15 protein-coding genes and 2 tRNA genes are annotated in these 14,787 nt (G+C 62.6%); 9 read left to right on the forward strand and 8 right to left on the reverse strand.

The window, feature by feature from the left end; translation table 11 throughout:
* On the forward strand, window positions 1-975 hold a 975-nt coding region (locus VJR29_13240; GenBank protein HKY64372.1), incomplete at its 5' end, for an aldo/keto reductase family protein.
* Entirely contained in the window at window positions 972-2,462 is a 1,491-nt protein-coding gene (locus VJR29_13245) for a helicase HerA-like domain-containing protein (GenBank protein ID HKY64373.1), read from the forward strand. The genes VJR29_13240 and VJR29_13245, both read left to right, overlap by 4 nt.
* Before the next feature lie 227 nt (window positions 2,463-2,689).
* On the opposite strand, the gene VJR29_13250 is transcribed toward VJR29_13245, so the two are convergent.
* Window positions 2,690-3,079, reverse strand: a complete 390-nt coding sequence (locus tag VJR29_13250) for a DCC1-like thiol-disulfide oxidoreductase family protein (GenBank protein ID HKY64374.1) — start codon at window positions 3,077-3,079, stop codon at window positions 2,690-2,692.
* A 77-nt stretch (window positions 3,080-3,156) separates the two neighbouring features.
* On the reverse strand, window positions 3,157-4,899 hold the full coding sequence (locus tag VJR29_13255; GenBank protein ID HKY64375.1) for a choice-of-anchor Q domain-containing protein: 1,743 nt from the start codon (window positions 4,897-4,899) through the stop codon (window positions 3,157-3,159).
* A gap of 97 nt (window positions 4,900-4,996) precedes the next feature.
* Here VJR29_13255 and VJR29_13260 point away from each other — a divergent pair, with 97 nt between their 5' ends.
* Genes VJR29_13260 through VJR29_13285 form a run of 6 tightly spaced genes read left to right on the forward strand, consistent with a single transcriptional unit; the run spans window position 4,997 to window position 10,660 of the window.
* Window positions 4,997-6,343: a TolC family protein gene (locus VJR29_13260; GenBank protein ID HKY64376.1), complete on the forward strand. Its 1,347-nt coding sequence runs from the start codon at window positions 4,997-4,999 to the stop codon at window positions 6,341-6,343.
* Window positions 6,340-7,047, forward strand: coding sequence for an efflux RND transporter periplasmic adaptor subunit (locus VJR29_13265; GenBank protein HKY64377.1), 708 nt, complete (start codon window positions 6,340-6,342; stop codon window positions 7,045-7,047). Before VJR29_13260 ends, VJR29_13265 begins: the two co-directional genes overlap by 4 nt.
* On the forward strand, window positions 7,044-7,976 hold the full coding sequence (locus VJR29_13270) for an ABC transporter ATP-binding protein (GenBank protein HKY64378.1): 933 nt from the start codon (window positions 7,044-7,046) through the stop codon (window positions 7,974-7,976). The genes VJR29_13265 and VJR29_13270 overlap by 4 nt, the downstream gene beginning before the upstream one ends.
* A complete protein-coding gene (locus VJR29_13275; protein HKY64379.1) occupies window positions 7,969-9,072 on the forward strand; it encodes an ABC transporter permease in 1,104 nt (367 codons plus the stop codon). The genes VJR29_13270 and VJR29_13275 overlap by 8 nt, the downstream gene beginning before the upstream one ends.
* Window positions 9,073-9,132: 60 nt before the next feature.
* Window positions 9,133-9,675 (forward strand): ferritin-like domain-containing protein, encoded by a 543-nt coding sequence (locus tag VJR29_13280; protein HKY64380.1) that lies wholly within the window; start codon window positions 9,133-9,135, stop codon window positions 9,673-9,675.
* Between the two features lie 7 nt (window positions 9,676-9,682).
* On the forward strand, window positions 9,683-10,660 hold the full coding sequence (locus VJR29_13285; protein ID HKY64381.1) for a hypothetical protein: 978 nt from the start codon (window positions 9,683-9,685) through the stop codon (window positions 10,658-10,660).
* A gap of 40 nt (window positions 10,661-10,700) precedes the next feature.
* Here the strand turns inward: VJR29_13285 and VJR29_13290 are convergent, their stop codons facing one another.
* The 3 genes from VJR29_13290 to VJR29_13300 are packed head-to-tail and all read right to left on the reverse strand — an operon-like array spanning window position 10,701 to window position 13,235.
* The gene (locus VJR29_13290; GenBank protein ID HKY64382.1) at window positions 10,701-11,834 is read right to left on the reverse strand and encodes a tetratricopeptide repeat protein; all 1,134 of its coding nucleotides are present in this window, start codon (window positions 11,832-11,834) and stop codon (window positions 10,701-10,703) included.
* A gap of 8 nt (window positions 11,835-11,842) precedes the next feature.
* Complete coding sequence (locus VJR29_13295) at window positions 11,843-12,454, reverse strand: DUF4331 family protein (protein ID HKY64383.1); 612 nt, start codon at window positions 12,452-12,454, stop codon at window positions 11,843-11,845.
* A gap of 25 nt (window positions 12,455-12,479) precedes the next feature.
* Window positions 12,480-13,235: a DUF4331 family protein gene (locus VJR29_13300; protein HKY64384.1), complete on the reverse strand. Its 756-nt coding sequence runs from the start codon at window positions 13,233-13,235 to the stop codon at window positions 12,480-12,482.
* Between the two features lie 95 nt (window positions 13,236-13,330).
* Between VJR29_13300 and VJR29_13305 the strand changes: the two genes are divergently transcribed.
* Window positions 13,331-13,672, forward strand: coding sequence for a TfoX/Sxy family protein (locus tag VJR29_13305; GenBank protein HKY64385.1), 342 nt, complete (start codon window positions 13,331-13,333; stop codon window positions 13,670-13,672).
* A gap of 116 nt (window positions 13,673-13,788) precedes the next feature.
* On the opposite strand, the gene VJR29_13310 is transcribed toward VJR29_13305, so the two are convergent.
* The 3 genes from VJR29_13310 to tadA form a co-directional block, all read right to left on the reverse strand.
* Window positions 13,789-13,875: transfer RNA gene (locus VJR29_13310), tRNA-Ser, on the reverse strand.
* Between the two features lie 153 nt (window positions 13,876-14,028).
* A tRNA-Ser gene (locus tag VJR29_13315) sits at window positions 14,029-14,115 on the reverse strand.
* A gap of 76 nt (window positions 14,116-14,191) precedes the next feature.
* Window positions 14,192-14,650 (reverse strand): tRNA adenosine(34) deaminase TadA, encoded by a 459-nt coding sequence (gene tadA, locus VJR29_13320; GenBank protein HKY64386.1) that lies wholly within the window; start codon window positions 14,648-14,650, stop codon window positions 14,192-14,194.
* Window positions 14,651-14,787: the final 137 nt, after the last annotated feature.

Consider the following 14,787-nt stretch of genomic DNA (forward strand, 5'->3'; position numbering starts at 1 on the left):
CCCATGTCCAAGTTCAGCATGCCTTACCGCCCGCTCGGCCGCTGCGGCGCCAAGGTTAGCGTCTTCGGCCTCGGCGGCTGGACCACCTACGGCGGCAGCGTCAAGGACGCCGAGACCATCCGAAAGATCATCGTCCAAGCCTTCGAGGCCGGGATCAATTTCTTCGATATCGCCGACGTCTATGCCCGCGGCGAATCCGAAAAGGCGATGGGCGAGGTGCTGAAGGAGTTTCCGCGCCATGAGCTGGTGATCTCGAGCAAGGTCTTCTGGCCGATGAGCGATGACGTCAACGACCGCGGCCTCTCGCGCAAGCACGTCCTCGAATCGGTCGAAAAGAGCCTGAAGCGAATCGGCACCGACTATCTCGACATCTATTTCTGCCACCGGGCCGATCCCGAGACGCCGCTGGAGGAAACCGTCCGGGCGATGGACGACTTGGTTCACCAGGGCAAGGTGCTTTACTGGGGCACCAGCGAGTGGAGCGGCCAGCAGCTGGCCGAGGTGAATCAGCTTTGCGGCAGCCGAAATCTCTACCGGCCCCAGGTCGAGCAGCCCCAGTTCAGCCTCTTGGCCCGGCGCCGGGTCGAGGAGGAAGTCCGCGACGTCGCCGTTCAGAATGGAATGGGCTTGGCGGTGTGGAGCCCCTTGGCCTCGGGCCTGCTCACCGGCAAATACGACCAAGGCCTTCCGCCGGGCAGCCGGCTGGCCGAGATGGAATGGCTCCGCGAATCGGTGATCACGCCGGAGCGCTTGGCCAAGGTGAAGCGCTTCAAGGCGGTGGCCGAGGAGCTCGGCTGCAGCCGGGCCCAATTGGCCCTGGCCTGGGCCGCCGCCCAACCCGGCATCTCCAGCGTCATCACCGGCGCGACCCGGCCCGAGCAGCTGGCCGAGAACCTCGGCGCCTTGAAAGTGCCCCTCGATGCTTCGGTCTTGAAGTCCCTCGATCAAATCTTTCCAGCGAAGGAAGAATTATGACCCAGATCCTCCTCGGCAAAGACTCCCAAAATCGCCCCGTCGCTTTGGAGCTGAAGATGGCCAATCGCCACGGCCTCATCGCCGGCGCCACCGGCACCGGCAAGACCGTGACCTTGCAGCGCCTGGCCGAAGGCTTCGCCCGCGAGGGCGTCTCGGTCTTCATGGCCGACGTCAAGGGCGACCTCTCGGGTTTGGCCGCCGCCGGCCAGCCCGGCGGCAAGATCCAGGCCCGGATCGAGGAGCTCAAGCTCGACTATCAGCCCCGGGCCTACCCGACGATCTTTTGGGACATCTACGGCCAAAAGGGCCACCCGCTGCGCGGCACGGTCAGCGAGATGGGGCCGCTGCTCTTGGGCCGGGTCTTGGATTTGAACGACACCCAGGAAGGCGTGATGCAGATCGTCTTCAAGGTCGCCGACGACAACGGCCTCCTGCTCCTCGACTTGAAGGACATGCAGGCCATGCTCAGCTTCGCCAGCGATCAGGCCAAGGAGCTGAAGGCCGATTACGGCAATCTTTCGACCCAAAGCTTGGGCACGATCCAACGGCAGCTTTTGGTGCTGGGCGAGTCGGGCGGCGAGATTTTTTTCGGCGAGCCGGCGATTCGGCTGGAAAACCTCATGCAGAAGGATTTTTCGGGCAATGGCGTGATCAGCGTCTTGGATTCCCAGCGGCTCATGCAGGACCCCAAGGTCTACACTTCCTTTATGCTCTGGCTGCTCTCCGAGCTCTTCGAGGCTTTGCCCGAAGTCGGCGATCTGGACCGGCCCAAGTTGGTCTTCTTCTTCGACGAGGCCCATCTCCTCTTCAACGGCGCGCCCAAGGCCCTGCTCGAGAAGATCGAGCAGGTGGTGCGGTTGATCCGCTCCAAGGGCGTCGGCATTTATTTCATCACTCAGAACCCGATGGACATCCCGGAGAGCGTCTTGGGCCAGCTCGGCAATCGGGTCCAGCACGCGCTCCGGGCCTTCACGCCCAGCGACCAAAAGGCGGTGAAGGTGGCGGCCCAGACCTTCCGGCAGAACCCGGCGATCGACACCGAGAAGGCCATCACCGAGCTGGGAGTCGGCGAGGCCCTGGTCTCGCTGCTCGACCTCGAAGGCCGGCCGGCGCCGGTCGAGCGGGTCAAGATCGCGCCGCCCGAATCGCGGGTGGGCCCGCTGAGCGACGCCGAGCGGGCCGAGAAAATCTCCCGCTCGCCCTTGGCCGGGGTTTACGACAAGCTGGTCGATCGGGAGTCGGCCTATGAGCTGCTGAAGAAGCGGCAGGAAGAGGCTTCTCAAGCCCAAGCCGAGGCCGCGGCGGCCAAGGCCGAGTCGAAGACGGCGCCCCGGTCCAGCAATCGTCAGGGCTACGGCGAGGCTTTCATCAAGTCGGCCACCCGCAGCATCGGTTCCCAGCTCGGCAACCAGATCATCCGCGGCGTCCTCGGCTCGATCTTCGGCGGCGGCAAGCGCAAGAGCGGCGGGCTCGGCGGATTATTCTAGCCGGTCCCGGCGTCATCCTGAGCCAAGCGAAGGATCTGCGACTGGCCTAGGTTTTTTGAAAGACCTAAGCTTCTTCGTGTATTCGGAGGGATTCCGTGGCAACGAAGGAGCTTTGGGTTCTCATAGTTCCTGGCAGGTCGTAGATCCTTCGCCCCAGTCTCGCTTGAACCTCGCGGCGCTCGACTGGGGCCCCCGCTCAGGATGACATCTTGCTCCACGATGACCGGTTAAAGAAACCTTCCCTTCAACTCCGGCGTCGGCAGGGTGCAGGAGTCCTTTTTCCCGAACCAACGGTAGCGGTTGCGGGCGATCCAGGAATAGATCGGGTCGCGGAGGAAGCGCGGGATCAAGATCCCGGCGTACAGCAGCCACCAAGGGAAGCGGAGCCGCCGGGCGATCCGCAAGGCCGCCGTCGAAGTGGCGAAGCACTCCTCATTTTCCAGTAGGACGATCGAATCGCCGGCCCTGGCCCGGCATTCGGCCGGAATCATTTTCGCGGCGGCCTCCGACTGCAGCGAGGCGAAGCGAAAATAAGCTCGGGGATCGCGGTCGATGATGAAACGAACCGCGGCATTGCAGAGATTGCAGACGCCGTCGAAGAAGACGATCCCGGACATGCCGCCATTCTGGTCCGAGCGCCAAAAAAAAGGAAGGCATCCTTTGGGGATGCCTTCCTCGAATGGAAATCGATCGGCTACTCAGCCCGGCGCAGCCGCCGATAGGCCAGGGCGCTGCAGCCGGCGAGCAAGGCCAAGAGGGCCGGACCTGCGTTCGGCGCGGCGCTTTCGACCAAGGCGCAGCCGGTCCCGTTGAGCAGGAAACCGGGCGTCGCCGTTGGGGTGGGCGTCGGGGTCGGCTCGGGCAATTGGAACTCGAAGGCCCCGCGGTCGCAGATCGCGGTGGCCAGGCCGGTGGCGTTGACCGGCCGGGTTTCGCCGCGTTGATCGCGGGTCAAGAGAGTGCCGGCATTGTCGGTGCAGCCGTCGGGGTTGGCGGTATCGATGGCCGGGCTGCCGACGAGCAAGGCGTGGGTGAAAGTCGGGCCGCCGTTGTCCTGGAGCGGGCCCAATTGGGGATCGATGCCGGTTTGGTCGCCGGTGGCGGTAAAGCCGACGCAGCCTTCGGTGTCGCCGATCAGGTTGTAGCCTTCGGAAAAGAATTCAGCCGCGCAGTCGGGGCTGGAGTCGCCGGCCTGATTGTTGGCCAGAATGCTGTTGGCCATGGTGAGGAGCATCGAGGGAGGCTCGCCCACCGGCTGGATGACGAGAGTCAGGATTCCGCCGCCGACGCCGTCGGTGCTGTTTTCAGCGATGGTCGCGTTGTTCAAGTGGAGGCCTTCGACGCCGAGCTGTCCGAGCTTGATGGCGGTGACCGGGGCAGGCGCCGCCGGCGTCGGAAGCGCCATCGCGATGCCGCCGCCGCCGTTGGGCGCGAAGTTGCCGCTGATGGTGCTATTCGCGATCAGGAGTGACGAGGTCGTGTCCAAGGCCACGCCGCCGCCGACATTGACCGGATCGACCGTGCCGAAGGCGCAGACGCCGCCATCGGCCCGGTTTCCGCTGATCGTGGAGTTGGTCACGGTTGCCCGGCCATCGATGGCCAAGCCGCCGCCGACGCAGGCTCCGCTGTTGTTCGAGATCGTCGTCGCGTCGATGAAAAGATTGCCGCTCTCGGAGGAGATCCCGGCGCCAAAGACAGCGGTATTTCCATCGATCACGGAATTGCCGATCCGGACCTCGAGATCGGTGAAGCTTTCGAGGCCGCCGCCGCTTTCATTGGAGATGTTATTCGAGATCTCGGAATCGTCGATCACGACTTGGGCGAAGGCGTTGAGGATGCCGCCGGCGTCATCGTCGGACTCGTTGTCGACGACCCGGACTCCGTTGAGGGTGACCAAGGTGAAGGTGCCGTCGAAGACGCCGAGCTTGGCGGTCAAAAGCTCATTGTTCGAATTGCCCTCGATGCGGATGCCGCCGCCGTCGTCGCTTTCCAAGCCGTCCCGGACGGTCACGCCATTGATCGTGACGTTGAGGATTTGGCCCAAGGGATTGATGTCCAGGACCCGCTCGGGCTCGCCGTTGTCCTGAAGGCCCTGGGCGCTGATCGAGGTGGTGTCGGCGCCGGCGCCGTTAAGGGTCAGGTTGGCCAGGACGTCGAGGTCGCCGTTGCCGTTGTTGTCGTCGAAGCCGGTGAGGCTCAGGACGTAGCTGCCGGCCGGCAACTCGACGGTGTCGATGGTTCCGGTGCCGGCGGTGGTGCAGCCGCCGAGAACGCTGTCCTGGTTGACCGAGGCGATGGCCTCGCGCAGCGTGCATTCGGGCGTGTCGATGACGTCGGCCTCGGTGTTGACGGTGATGCTGGCGGCTTGGGCCAGGGCTGAGATGGAGGTGGCGGCCAAAAGACCGGCTAAAGTTCCGAAAATTCGCTTTCGCTTCATGAGATCTCCCTTGGATTGAGCCCTTGTCCTGTGGGGAGAAACACTAATGGGAAATCGCTTGGCTTGGCAACGGGTTTGTCAGTAATTTCAATGACCAATGGGAAGAAACCGGTGCGGCAAATCCTGGGCGATGGTCTTGGCCGGTCTTGCGGCCTTGGCGGGCCGCCCGGCCCTCGCCGCCCCGGAACCCCTGACCCTCAAGCAGGCGCTTCGCTTGGCCCAAAACCGCCACGTCGAGGTCCTGGTCGCCGACCAGCGGGTTCAAGCCGCCATGGCCCGGATCGGTCAAGCCAAGTCGGTCTTGCTGCCCAACTTCGACGTGACCGCCTCGCAGTACCGGCGGACCGTCAACCTCGAGACCTTCGGCATCGACCCCCAAATTCCCGGCTTCACTTTCGATCCCAAGCCTCCGCCTTTCAACGTCTTCGACGCTCGGATCGCCTTGCGCCAAACCCTCTTCGATCTCTCGGCCCTTCGTCAGCTGAAATTGGCCAAGCTCGGCACCCGGCTCAGCCAAGAGGACCGGCGCCGGGCCGAGGCCGACGCCTTGGCCTTGACCGCCACTCTCTATCTCGAGGCCCAAAGCGCCCAGCGAACCTTGGAAAATACCCGGGCCCTGGTTCGGCGCGAGGAAGCCCGCTACCGCTTGGCCGGCGCCGAGCGCGAGATCGGTTTGGGCTCCGACTTGGCGGTGACCCAGTCCCGTGCGGCCTTGGCCGCGGTTCGCAACCAAGTCGCCGGTGCCGAGCGCGACGCCGAGGAAAGGCGGCTCGACTTAGCGGCGGCTTTGGGTTTGCCGCCGGAGCAGGCGATTCGCTTTCCAGGCTCGGTTTCGCTGGGCCCGGTGGCGGCGCCCGGCGAGGCCGAGATCCAAAGCTGGATCGACCAACATCCCGACCTAGCGGTGGCTCGCCGCCAAGTCGATTTGGACCGGCAAGACCGGAGCGTCGAAAAGGCCGACTATTTTCCGAAAGTCGTCGGCGCCGCCGACTACGGCGCCAGCGGGCCCGATCCGGCCAATGCCACCGACACTTACAATTTCGGCGCCGGCCTTTCGATTCCGCTCTACCAAGGCGGACTTCGCGAAGCCCGGATTCGCGAAGCCTCGGCCAAGCTGCAGGAGAGCGAGCTGCGCTTGGAGCAGCTGCGCCGCGACCGCGAGGCCGATGTCCGCTCGGCCCTGGCCGCGCTCAAGCAGAGCATCGAGGCCCAGCGAGCGGCCCGGGCCGGCCTCGACCAAAGCCGGGCCGCCTTGAACGTGAGCCAGGCCCGGCGGGAGAGCGGGCTGGGCAGCGAGCTCGAGGTGGTCGAGGCGCGCCGCGAAGTCATCGCCTCCCAGGAAAGCCTGGACCAAGCCGACGCCGCCTATCGCCTGGCCTGGGTCAATTTGGAACATCGGCTGGGCCGAATGCAGGCTTGGCTGGAGGAGTTGCCCGATTCATGAAAAACCCGCGCGTCAAACTCTCGCTTCTCTTCCTTTTGCCGGCCCTGTGCTTGGCCTGTTCCCGCAAGGCCCCGGAGAACCTGATCCAGCTCTCGGGCACTCTCGAGATGACCGAGCACGGCGTCGGCGTGCCGGTGGCCGGGCGCCTGATCCAAGTGGCGGTGGACGAGGGCGACGAGGTGAAGCAGGGCCAAGTCTTGGCCCTCACCGATCGCTTCGACTTGGCCGAGCGGGAGTACCAGCGCCAGGAGCTGCTCCTGGCCCGCGGCGGCGGCAGCCGCCAGGCGGTGGAGCAGGCCGAGATGGCGATGCGCGACCAAAGGGTGATCTCGCCGATCGATGGCGTGGTGCTGACCAAGGTCCACGAAAGCGGCGAGGTGGTCTCGGGCAATTCGCCGGTCTTTATTTTGGGCGACCGCAACCGGATGTGGGTGCGGGTTTTCATTCCCGAGGGCCTCGTCAGCCGGATCGAGATGAATCAGGAGGCGACGCTTCACTTCGACGGTTTGGCCGAGGAGTTCAAAGGTCGAGTCACCTTCATCGCTCCCCGAGCCGAGTTCACCCCGCGCAACGTCCAGACGCCGGAGGAGCGGGTGACCCAAACCTTCGCGGTCAAGATCGCCCTCGAAAACCCGCCTCAATACCTGCGGCCCGGCGTCTCGGCCGAGGTCGACCTGCCGATGCGGCCGGGAGCGGCGCCATGAGCGAGCAGATCGCCATCGAGGCCAAGGGCCTGACCCGGCGCTTCGGCAAGCTCACCGCGGTCGATCACATTAGCTTCGCGATCCGCTACGGCGAGATCTTCGGCTTTCTCGGCTCCAACGGCTCGGGCAAGAGCACCACGATCCGGATGCTCTGCGGGATCCTCGAGCCGAGCGAGGGCACCGCGATGGTCGGGGGCTTCGACGTCAACCGCGACCCCGAAAAGGTGAAGACCGCGATCGGCTACGTTTCCCAGCGCTTCAGCCTCTACAGCGATTTGACCGTGATGGAGAATCTCAAGTTCTACGGCCGGATCTACGGCTTGTCCCGCGACAAGCTCAAGGAGCGGATGGAAGCGGTCATCGAGCTGACCGGCCTCGATCCCTACCGTGAACGGCTGGCCGGCGACCTTTCCGGCGGCTGGAAGCAGCGGGTGGCGGTGGCGGCGGCCATGCTCCACGAGCCGCGGATCCTCTTCCTCGACGAGCCCACCGCCGGCGTCGACCCGATGTCGCGGCGGGCGCTTTGGGAAGTGCTCTACCAGCTCGCCGATAGCGGAGTGGCCCTCTTCGTCACCACTCACTATATGGAAGAGGCCGAGCGTTGCAATCAGATCGCCTTCATCAGCATGGGACGGCTCCTGACCATCGGCCAGCCGGCCCAGCTCAAGGCCAACAATCCGGGCCAAGTCATCGAGGTCGAATGTCAGCCCCTGATGAAGGCCTCCAAGGTTTTCGAAAAGCTGCCGGGCGTGACCGAGATCACGGCTTACGGCACGACCCTTCATCTCAACGTGAAAAGCGCCGAGGCGGTCATCCCCGAAATCCGGCAAGCCGCCGCCGGCCAAAATATTCGGATCAGCCGTCTCGAAACGGTGCCGGCGGCCTTGGAGGACGTTTTCGCGATCCTATCGGAGTCGGAGGATGCATAGGATCCGGGCCATCATCTGGAAGGAGTTCGTCCAGCTCTTCCGCGATCCCAAGACCCTGGCCTTGATCGTCTTCATGCCGGTGATGCAGCTGATGATCTACGGCTACGGCATCGACACCGACGTCAAGCATCTGAGCACCATCGTTTACAATGAAGATCAGACCCCGCTCAGTCGCCGTTTGGTCGAGGCCTTGAGGGAAAGCGCCTATTTCGACATCAATTATATCGGCCAGTCCGAAGCCGATTTGCGGCGGGCTCTCGATTTGGGCAAGGTCAAGGCCGCCCTCCACATTCCGCCGGCCTTCGCCGAGCGGCTCCTCAGCGGCAAGGGCGCCGAGCTGCAAATGCTGATCGACGGGACCGATTCCAACCCGGCCAACACCGCGCTCAATACCGGCCAGGCCATCGTCAGCGCTTTCCTCGACCGCGAGGGCCTGATCAACGCCGCGCTCCTGCCGATCGATTACCGCCCCCGGATGTGGTACAACCCCGACTTGAAGAGCTCCTACTTCCTGGTGCCGGGCGTCGTCGGCTTGCTTCTCATGCTGCTGATCCCGATGATCACCAGCTCGGCGGTGGTGCGGGAGAAGGAGCGGGGCAACCTCGAGCAGCTCCTGGTCACGCCGATCCGGCCCTACGAATTGATCCTCGGCAAATTGATTCCCTATCTCTTGGTGGGCCTGGTCATCGCCGGCACCGTGCTCGGCACCGCCCATTTCCTCTTCGGCATTCCGCTGCGCGGCAGTCCTTGGTTGCTCTTCAGCCTGACCAGCCTTTACATGATGGTTTGTCTGGGCTTGGGCCTGCTCGCCTCGACGGTGGCCGAGAATCAAATGCAAGCCTCCCAGATGATCATGTTCTTCGCCGCTCCCTCGATCCTGCTTTCGGGGTTTTTCTTTCCCCGCGAGACCATGCCCAAGGCGATCTATCTTTTGGGCAACGTCATCCCACTGACCTTTTTTCTTCGGATTATCCGGGGGATTCTGCTGAAAGGCCTGAATTTGGCCGACCTTTGGCTGGAAGTTTCGGTGCTGACGTTCATGGCCGTGACGGTCCTGACCTTGAGCGTGCTGAAATTCCACAAAAGGCTTTCTTGAATTGCTTGGTATCGGGTCGGTTTTTGGGGCATCATTCTTGGGAATGTCCAACCACAGGAGATGACCATGGATAAGCCCTTCTTGACCGACGTTCAAACCCTCCGCAAGCGCGCCCGCGAGCACATCATGCAGGGCGCGGTGACCCCCGGCTACAAAGGCGACCGCGAAACGGTGATCAAGCTGCTTAACGAGGCCTTGGCCACCGAGATCATCTGCGTCCTCCGCTACAAGCGGCACTATTTCATGGCTTCGGGGATCAACGCTCCGATCGCGGCTCAAGAATTCCTCGAGCATGCCAACGACGAGCAGACCCATGCCGATCAAATCGCCAAGCGCATCGTCGAGCTCGGCGGCGAGCCCAATTTCAGCCCCGAGGGCTTGGCGACCCGCAGCCATGCCGAATACGTCGAGGGCAATACCCTCATCGAAATGATCAAGGAAGATTTGGTCGCCGAGCGCATCGCGATCGACAGCTATCGCGAGATGGTCAATTACATGGGGACCAACGATCCGACCACCCGGCGTTTGCTCGAAGGCATTCTCGGAATGGAAGAAGAGCACGCCGACGATCTGGTGAACTTGATCGAGAAGATCGGCGCCTGATCATTAGATGATCTTATTCCAATTCCTTGCCAGTGCGGCCATGATCTGGCTCGCCGCGAGATGGCTCGTGAGGGCCTCCGACAAAATTGCCAAGATCACGGGCCTCGGCCACCTGTTCGTGGGCAGCCTTTTCTTGGCCGCGGCCACCTCGGCTCCCGAGCTTTTCGTGGATATTGAGGCAACCCGGAGGGGGATCCCGGACCTCGCAGCCGGCGACCTCCTGGGAAGCTCGCTGGTTAATCTCATCATCCTCTGCGCCTTGAGCCTGGTTTTTTGGCGATCTGTCGATTGCCGGATGTCCCGCCAGAGCCGGCTGTCGGCCGGGCTAGCCGCCATTCTCACGGCGGAAGTAGGGTTCTTCATCTACCTCCAAACCGGTCTCGGCTTACCGGGCTTCAGCCTTTCGGGAGCGGTCTTGGTTCTCACTTACTTGGTGGGACTTCGGGCGATCTTTGAGAAACCTCGCGGCGTCGAGGAACCCGATGCGACTAATACCCCGAAAGCCAAGCTCTTGATCCGGCCCATGATGGGCTTCATCTCGGGAGCAGTCTTGATTTTCTTCGCTTCCCCTTATTTGGTGACGTCGGCCCAGAAAATTGCGGAGCTCACGGGACTGGGCAACACCTTCTTTGGGACGAGCTTGTTGGCATTCACCACGTCATTTCCGGAATTGTTTTCATCCCTTGCGGCCATTAGGGCCGGTCTCTTCCATTTAGTGGCGGGCAACATCGTGGGAAGCAATTGTATCAACATGCTGATTTTTGCCGCGATGGAGGGGATATGGACTCAGGGAAGTCTCTGGGCTCATCTCTCGCGGAATCATCTTCTCGCCGCCGGATTCGTGATCCTCAGCATGGCGCTGTTGGCGATCCCCGGCGCGGCCGCAGTAAAATCGAGGCGGAAGCTCGATTACGCGCGGGTATGGTCGATTCTAATCTTCAATCTCGGATGTTACCTGATCCTCTACCTCTGGAGTTCAGCATAATTTTGCTGGTTCGGCCGCTCGCCGCTTCATTGGTTGCTCCTTATTTGGCCGAGGCTGCCATCTCATGAGCCCAGGCCAGGGTTTCCATGGTCTCGCGGTTCTTTCGGATCTCGGCCTCGGCTTCGGCCAAGCGAAGCGCTTCCGGGAAATCGGCCGGGTCGGCCCGGTTCAACAGCAGATGGACCATCTCGCCGCGGTGGCCGTAAGGGTTGGTCTCGAGGTCGAGTCGCATTTGAATCTCGGCCTCGGCCCACAAAGCCTCGGCTTCGGCCCGCCGGCCGGCGGCGGCCAGAGCGGCGCCCAAATCCACTCGGAAAGAAGGCTCGGGCAGGATTTGATAGGCCCGGCGGTACAGGCTTTCGGCTTGCTCGAGATTTCCCGCCTTGGCTTCCAGCTCGGCGAGCAAGCCCATCGCCAAGGGGGTTTCGGGTTGGATGCGGAGGGCTTCGCCGAGCAGGAAGCGGGCGGTTTTCAAGTTTCCCTGGCGGAGATAATGGCGGCCGAGCAGGCTCCGCACCCAGGCCGAGCCTTCGCGGTCGCCGAAATCTTCGGAGCGAATCGCCTTTTCGAAATCGGCCAGGGCTTCGCGCTCGCGCCCGTCCTCGAGTGCGAGCAGGGCCCGCATCGTCAAGGAAGGCAAGCCCGGGAAACGCCGAGCCAAATACTCGGCGTCTTCCCGGGCCGCATCGGTCCTGCCCAAGGCCAAGTTGGAGCTGACTTTGACGGAGATCGCCTGGGGGTTTTGGGGACTCTCCCGGAGGATTTGCTCGGCCAAGGCCAAGGCCGTGGGAAAATCATGGCGGTCCTGGGCCAGTTGGGCCAGGACCAGCCGGGCCGCCGGGTTGAAGTGAGGCAGCAAGGCCAACGATTTCTCGGCGGCGACGCGGGCTTGCTCGAGCTTGGCGCCATCGCCGCTGCGCTTGCCGGCTTTGCGCTGAGCCGCGGCCAGACCGGCCCAGTGAGAAGCCGAACCGGGCTGAGCTTGGACTTTTTGCTCATAGTGTCCGAGCTCCACTTCGGCCGAATTGGCGGTGGCCGAAACCGAGTAGCGGTACTTCATCCAGTCCTGGGGACGATCTTGGGAAGTGAAGATCGAGCCGAGAAACAATCCACCCAAGCTGCCAAAGGTCAAGGTCGACCAAATGAGGAGCTTTTTCCGCGCGGGCGTTTTCATATTTCCTCCTAGTTGGCCGGAGCCAAGAACGGGAAGGTCGCTTCGGTGCCGAAGGAGCTTTGGCCGTTCAGCAATTGATGACCCTGGGCGATGTTGCCGGGCTCGCCGGCGTAGGAGACGTTGTCGGTGGTGATGCCGCCGCTGGTGACGACGGTCAGAACGACGTCGATGACGTCGTCTTCGAGCTTCCGACCGGCCACCGGGCTGCCCACGGCATTGAGCGAGTTGGCGAAGGCCGAGGTCCCGACCGGGCTGGCCACGGTGGTGTCGATGCGCATCACGTCGGGCAGGAAAGCCGCGGCGGTGGCCGCCGGATCGGCGTTGCCGACCGCGACGAGGGTCGCGACGGCTTCCATTCGCACCGGCGCCGCGGCGTCGCTCAAGTCGGCGCTGGGCGGGATGCTGTTGAAGGCGTTGAGGAAGTCATTGCTCAGGATCAGGCCTTCGTTGATCGCCGGGCGGGCTAGCCGCTCGACTTGGACGAAGTTGGTCATGGCCGGCGGATTCGGCGGGTTGTTGCCGTTGCCGCCATTCATGTTGTCGTTGCCGCCGTTTCCGCAGGCCGCGAGGCCGGTGGCGGAGGCGATGAGCAGGCCGAGAAAGATATGGCGCGAATTCATTTTTTTCTCCTTTCGCTTTGATTCCTTAAGGGACGGTGATCATGTCCGGAACCGAGATGGTTTCCCAAACGTCGAAGGTCGTGGCCCCGCTGCTTCCGGCCAGGAAGTCGATCGGAACCCGAACCACGATGGTGTTGACGTTGTAGCCCTTCGCGAAATCGACGGCTTCGGCCGCCGGCCGGAATCCGACCGCCGGGCCCAAACCGAGGGCTCCGGCTCGGACTCGGAAGAAGGATTCGACGTCGAAGAAGAAGGGATCCTCCCGAAGGCCGGCGAAGACGGTGAGGGTTCCGCCGCCGACGTTGACCTCGTTGGAGACCGGCGAAGCGTTCAGGGCGGTCGTCAGGATGGCGCCGCCGCCGGAATTGGCGCTGGTGCTGCTGCTGCTCCCGTCGACGACGGCCGTGACGGTGATCGGCTGCTGGGCCGAGCCGTTGGGCTCGCCGAAGGTGAAGCGCAGGATCACGTCGTCGCCGCCGGTGACCGGTTCATCGGGCCCGGCGCGCCGGGTGGCGTGGAACTCATAGCGGGCCTGGGTGCTGAAATAATATTGCTGCCGGGCCACCGAGCGCGGGTTGGTGTTCATGATGAAGATGAGGTTGGCGTTGTCGGCGTCGTCGCCGGTCTGGTCGCCCTCCCGAAAAACATAGAGGTCGGTGAGGTTCAGAGCTCGGGCTTTGACGTCGTTCTCGCCGTCGTCGTGGTCCGAAGCCCAGCTCAGGGCCGGCATTTGGACCAGAAAGCAGGAGAGCAAGGATAGGAATAGAAGCCGTATTTTCACGGGATCCCCCTTTCTTGGTATGGTGGTTTTGCCCAACCCTACGGGGGGGAGAAGAGCTTGGATGCGAGGGAAGAATATTTTATTGGGGAAAAGCAATGAAACAGGATCAATCCTTCCGGGATTATGTGGTTCAGGATCTTTTGGGGAACATCCCCGGAATTCATTCTCGTGCGATGTTTGGTGGCTGGGGAATTTATAAAGATGGGGTTATCTTCGCCATCATTGTCGATGGGGCTCTTTACTTCAAGGTGGATGAGAGCAATCGGGAAGAGTTTGAGCGGCGGGAAAGCCGGCCCTTCGTCTATAGCCGGGGCAAACACCGATCCACTACGATGTCTTATTGGTTGGTCCCCGAAGAGATCATGGAAGACCCTGAAGAGCTGGATCGATGGATCGAACGCTCGGTGCAGGTCAGTCGAAATAAAAAATTAAAGTAATACGGAGAGGGTGGGATTACGGAACTCTCGTTCCGAGATCCCAAAAGAGAGGAGATTTCTGCCCAAAGGGCACCCGAGATCTCCTGATCTTCACATACCTCTCCTCCGCTTTGCTGCGGAGAGGGTGGGATTCGAACCCACGGTGCCTGTTAAGGCACGCTCGCTTTCGAGGCGAGTACCTTCAACCACTCGGTCACCTCTCCTAAGACAGGTTTGTCATCCCGAACGAAGTGAGGGATCCCTGGGGAGTACCTTATCGCTAAGAAACTCCGCAAGGATTCCTCGTCCCCCCAGTCTCACTCGAACCTCACGGCGTTCGACTGGGGCCCCCGCTCCTCGGAATGACATCTGTGCTGCGGAGAGGGTGGGATTCGAACCCACGGTACGGTTTCCCGTACACACGCGTTCCAGGCGTGCACCTTCAACCACTCGGTCACCTCTCCTATTCGCCAACTCGGAGCATTCCGAGTTGGCTAAAGCCCAGGGGCGAATTCCATTCTCCCCCTTCAACCCCAATGGTTACTTTCGCTTTTCTTTCCTCAAGCCCAGGAAAAAATCGCTCAATACCTTTCCACACTCCTCGGCCAAGATGCCGCCTTCCACCTGGGGTCGATGGTTGAAGCGGCGCTCTTCGTGCAGGCTCAAGACCGACCCGCAAACCCCGGCCTTGGGGTCCTTGGCGCCATAGACCACTCGGGGGATTCGGGCCAAGACGATGGCGCCCCAGCACATCAGGCAGGGCTCCAAAGTGACATAGAGGGTCGTTCCCTCCAGCCGCCAACGGCCCAATTTCCGGGCCGCCGCCTCGATGGCGAGGAGCTCGGCATGGGCGGTGGGGCGGTGACGGGTTTCCCGGAGGTTGTAGCCTCGGCCGACGATTCGGTCGTCGGCCACCACCACGGCCCCGATCGGCACCTCCTCCAGCGCCCCGGCCTTGCGGGCCTGCGCCAGAGCCTGCTCCATCCATGCAACATCCATCGGCCCGACCTCGATTAGGGGTTTCGCCAGGCCCTGTCAATCCTTAAGATTTTGGCCAAAATCCGCAACAAGAAACGGCACTTGCCGATATATTGTACAAGGGTTCGCCGGAAGAGCCGGCAGGGGAGTGTTTCAAT

The organism is bacterium (assembly GCA_035281585.1).
Classification (GTDB): domain Bacteria; phylum UBA10199; class UBA10199; order DSSB01; family DSSB01; genus DATEDP01.

Bases quoted from the DNA above. Each gene is read 5' to 3' on its own strand.
- VJR29_13245 (HKY64373.1), top strand. From the start codon at position 972: ATGACCCAGATCCTCCTCGGCAAAGACTCCCAAAATCGCCCCGTCGCT.
- VJR29_13250 (HKY64374.1), bottom strand. From the start codon at position 3,079: ATGTCCGGGATCGTCTTCTTCGACGGCGTCTGCAATCTCTGCAATGCC.
- VJR29_13255 (HKY64375.1), bottom strand. From the start codon at position 4,899: ATGAAGCGAAAGCGAATTTTCGGAACTTTAGCCGGTCTTTTGGCCGCC.
- VJR29_13260 (HKY64376.1), top strand. From the start codon at position 4,997: ATGGGAAGAAACCGGTGCGGCAAATCCTGGGCGATGGTCTTGGCCGGT.
- VJR29_13265 (HKY64377.1), top strand. From the start codon at position 6,340: ATGAAAAACCCGCGCGTCAAACTCTCGCTTCTCTTCCTTTTGCCGGCC.
- VJR29_13270 (HKY64378.1), top strand. From the start codon at position 7,044: ATGAGCGAGCAGATCGCCATCGAGGCCAAGGGCCTGACCCGGCGCTTC.
- VJR29_13275 (HKY64379.1), top strand. From the start codon at position 7,969: ATGCATAGGATCCGGGCCATCATCTGGAAGGAGTTCGTCCAGCTCTTC.
- VJR29_13280 (HKY64380.1), top strand. From the start codon at position 9,133: ATGACCATGGATAAGCCCTTCTTGACCGACGTTCAAACCCTCCGCAAG.
- VJR29_13285 (HKY64381.1), top strand. From the start codon at position 9,683: ATGATCTTATTCCAATTCCTTGCCAGTGCGGCCATGATCTGGCTCGCC.
- VJR29_13290 (HKY64382.1), bottom strand. From the start codon at position 11,834: ATGAAAACGCCCGCGCGGAAAAAGCTCCTCATTTGGTCGACCTTGACC.
- VJR29_13295 (HKY64383.1), bottom strand. From the start codon at position 12,454: ATGAATTCGCGCCATATCTTTCTCGGCCTGCTCATCGCCTCCGCCACC.
- VJR29_13305 (HKY64385.1), top strand. From the start codon at position 13,331: ATGAAACAGGATCAATCCTTCCGGGATTATGTGGTTCAGGATCTTTTG.
- tadA (HKY64386.1), bottom strand. From the start codon at position 14,650: ATGGATGTTGCATGGATGGAGCAGGCTCTGGCGCAGGCCCGCAAGGCC.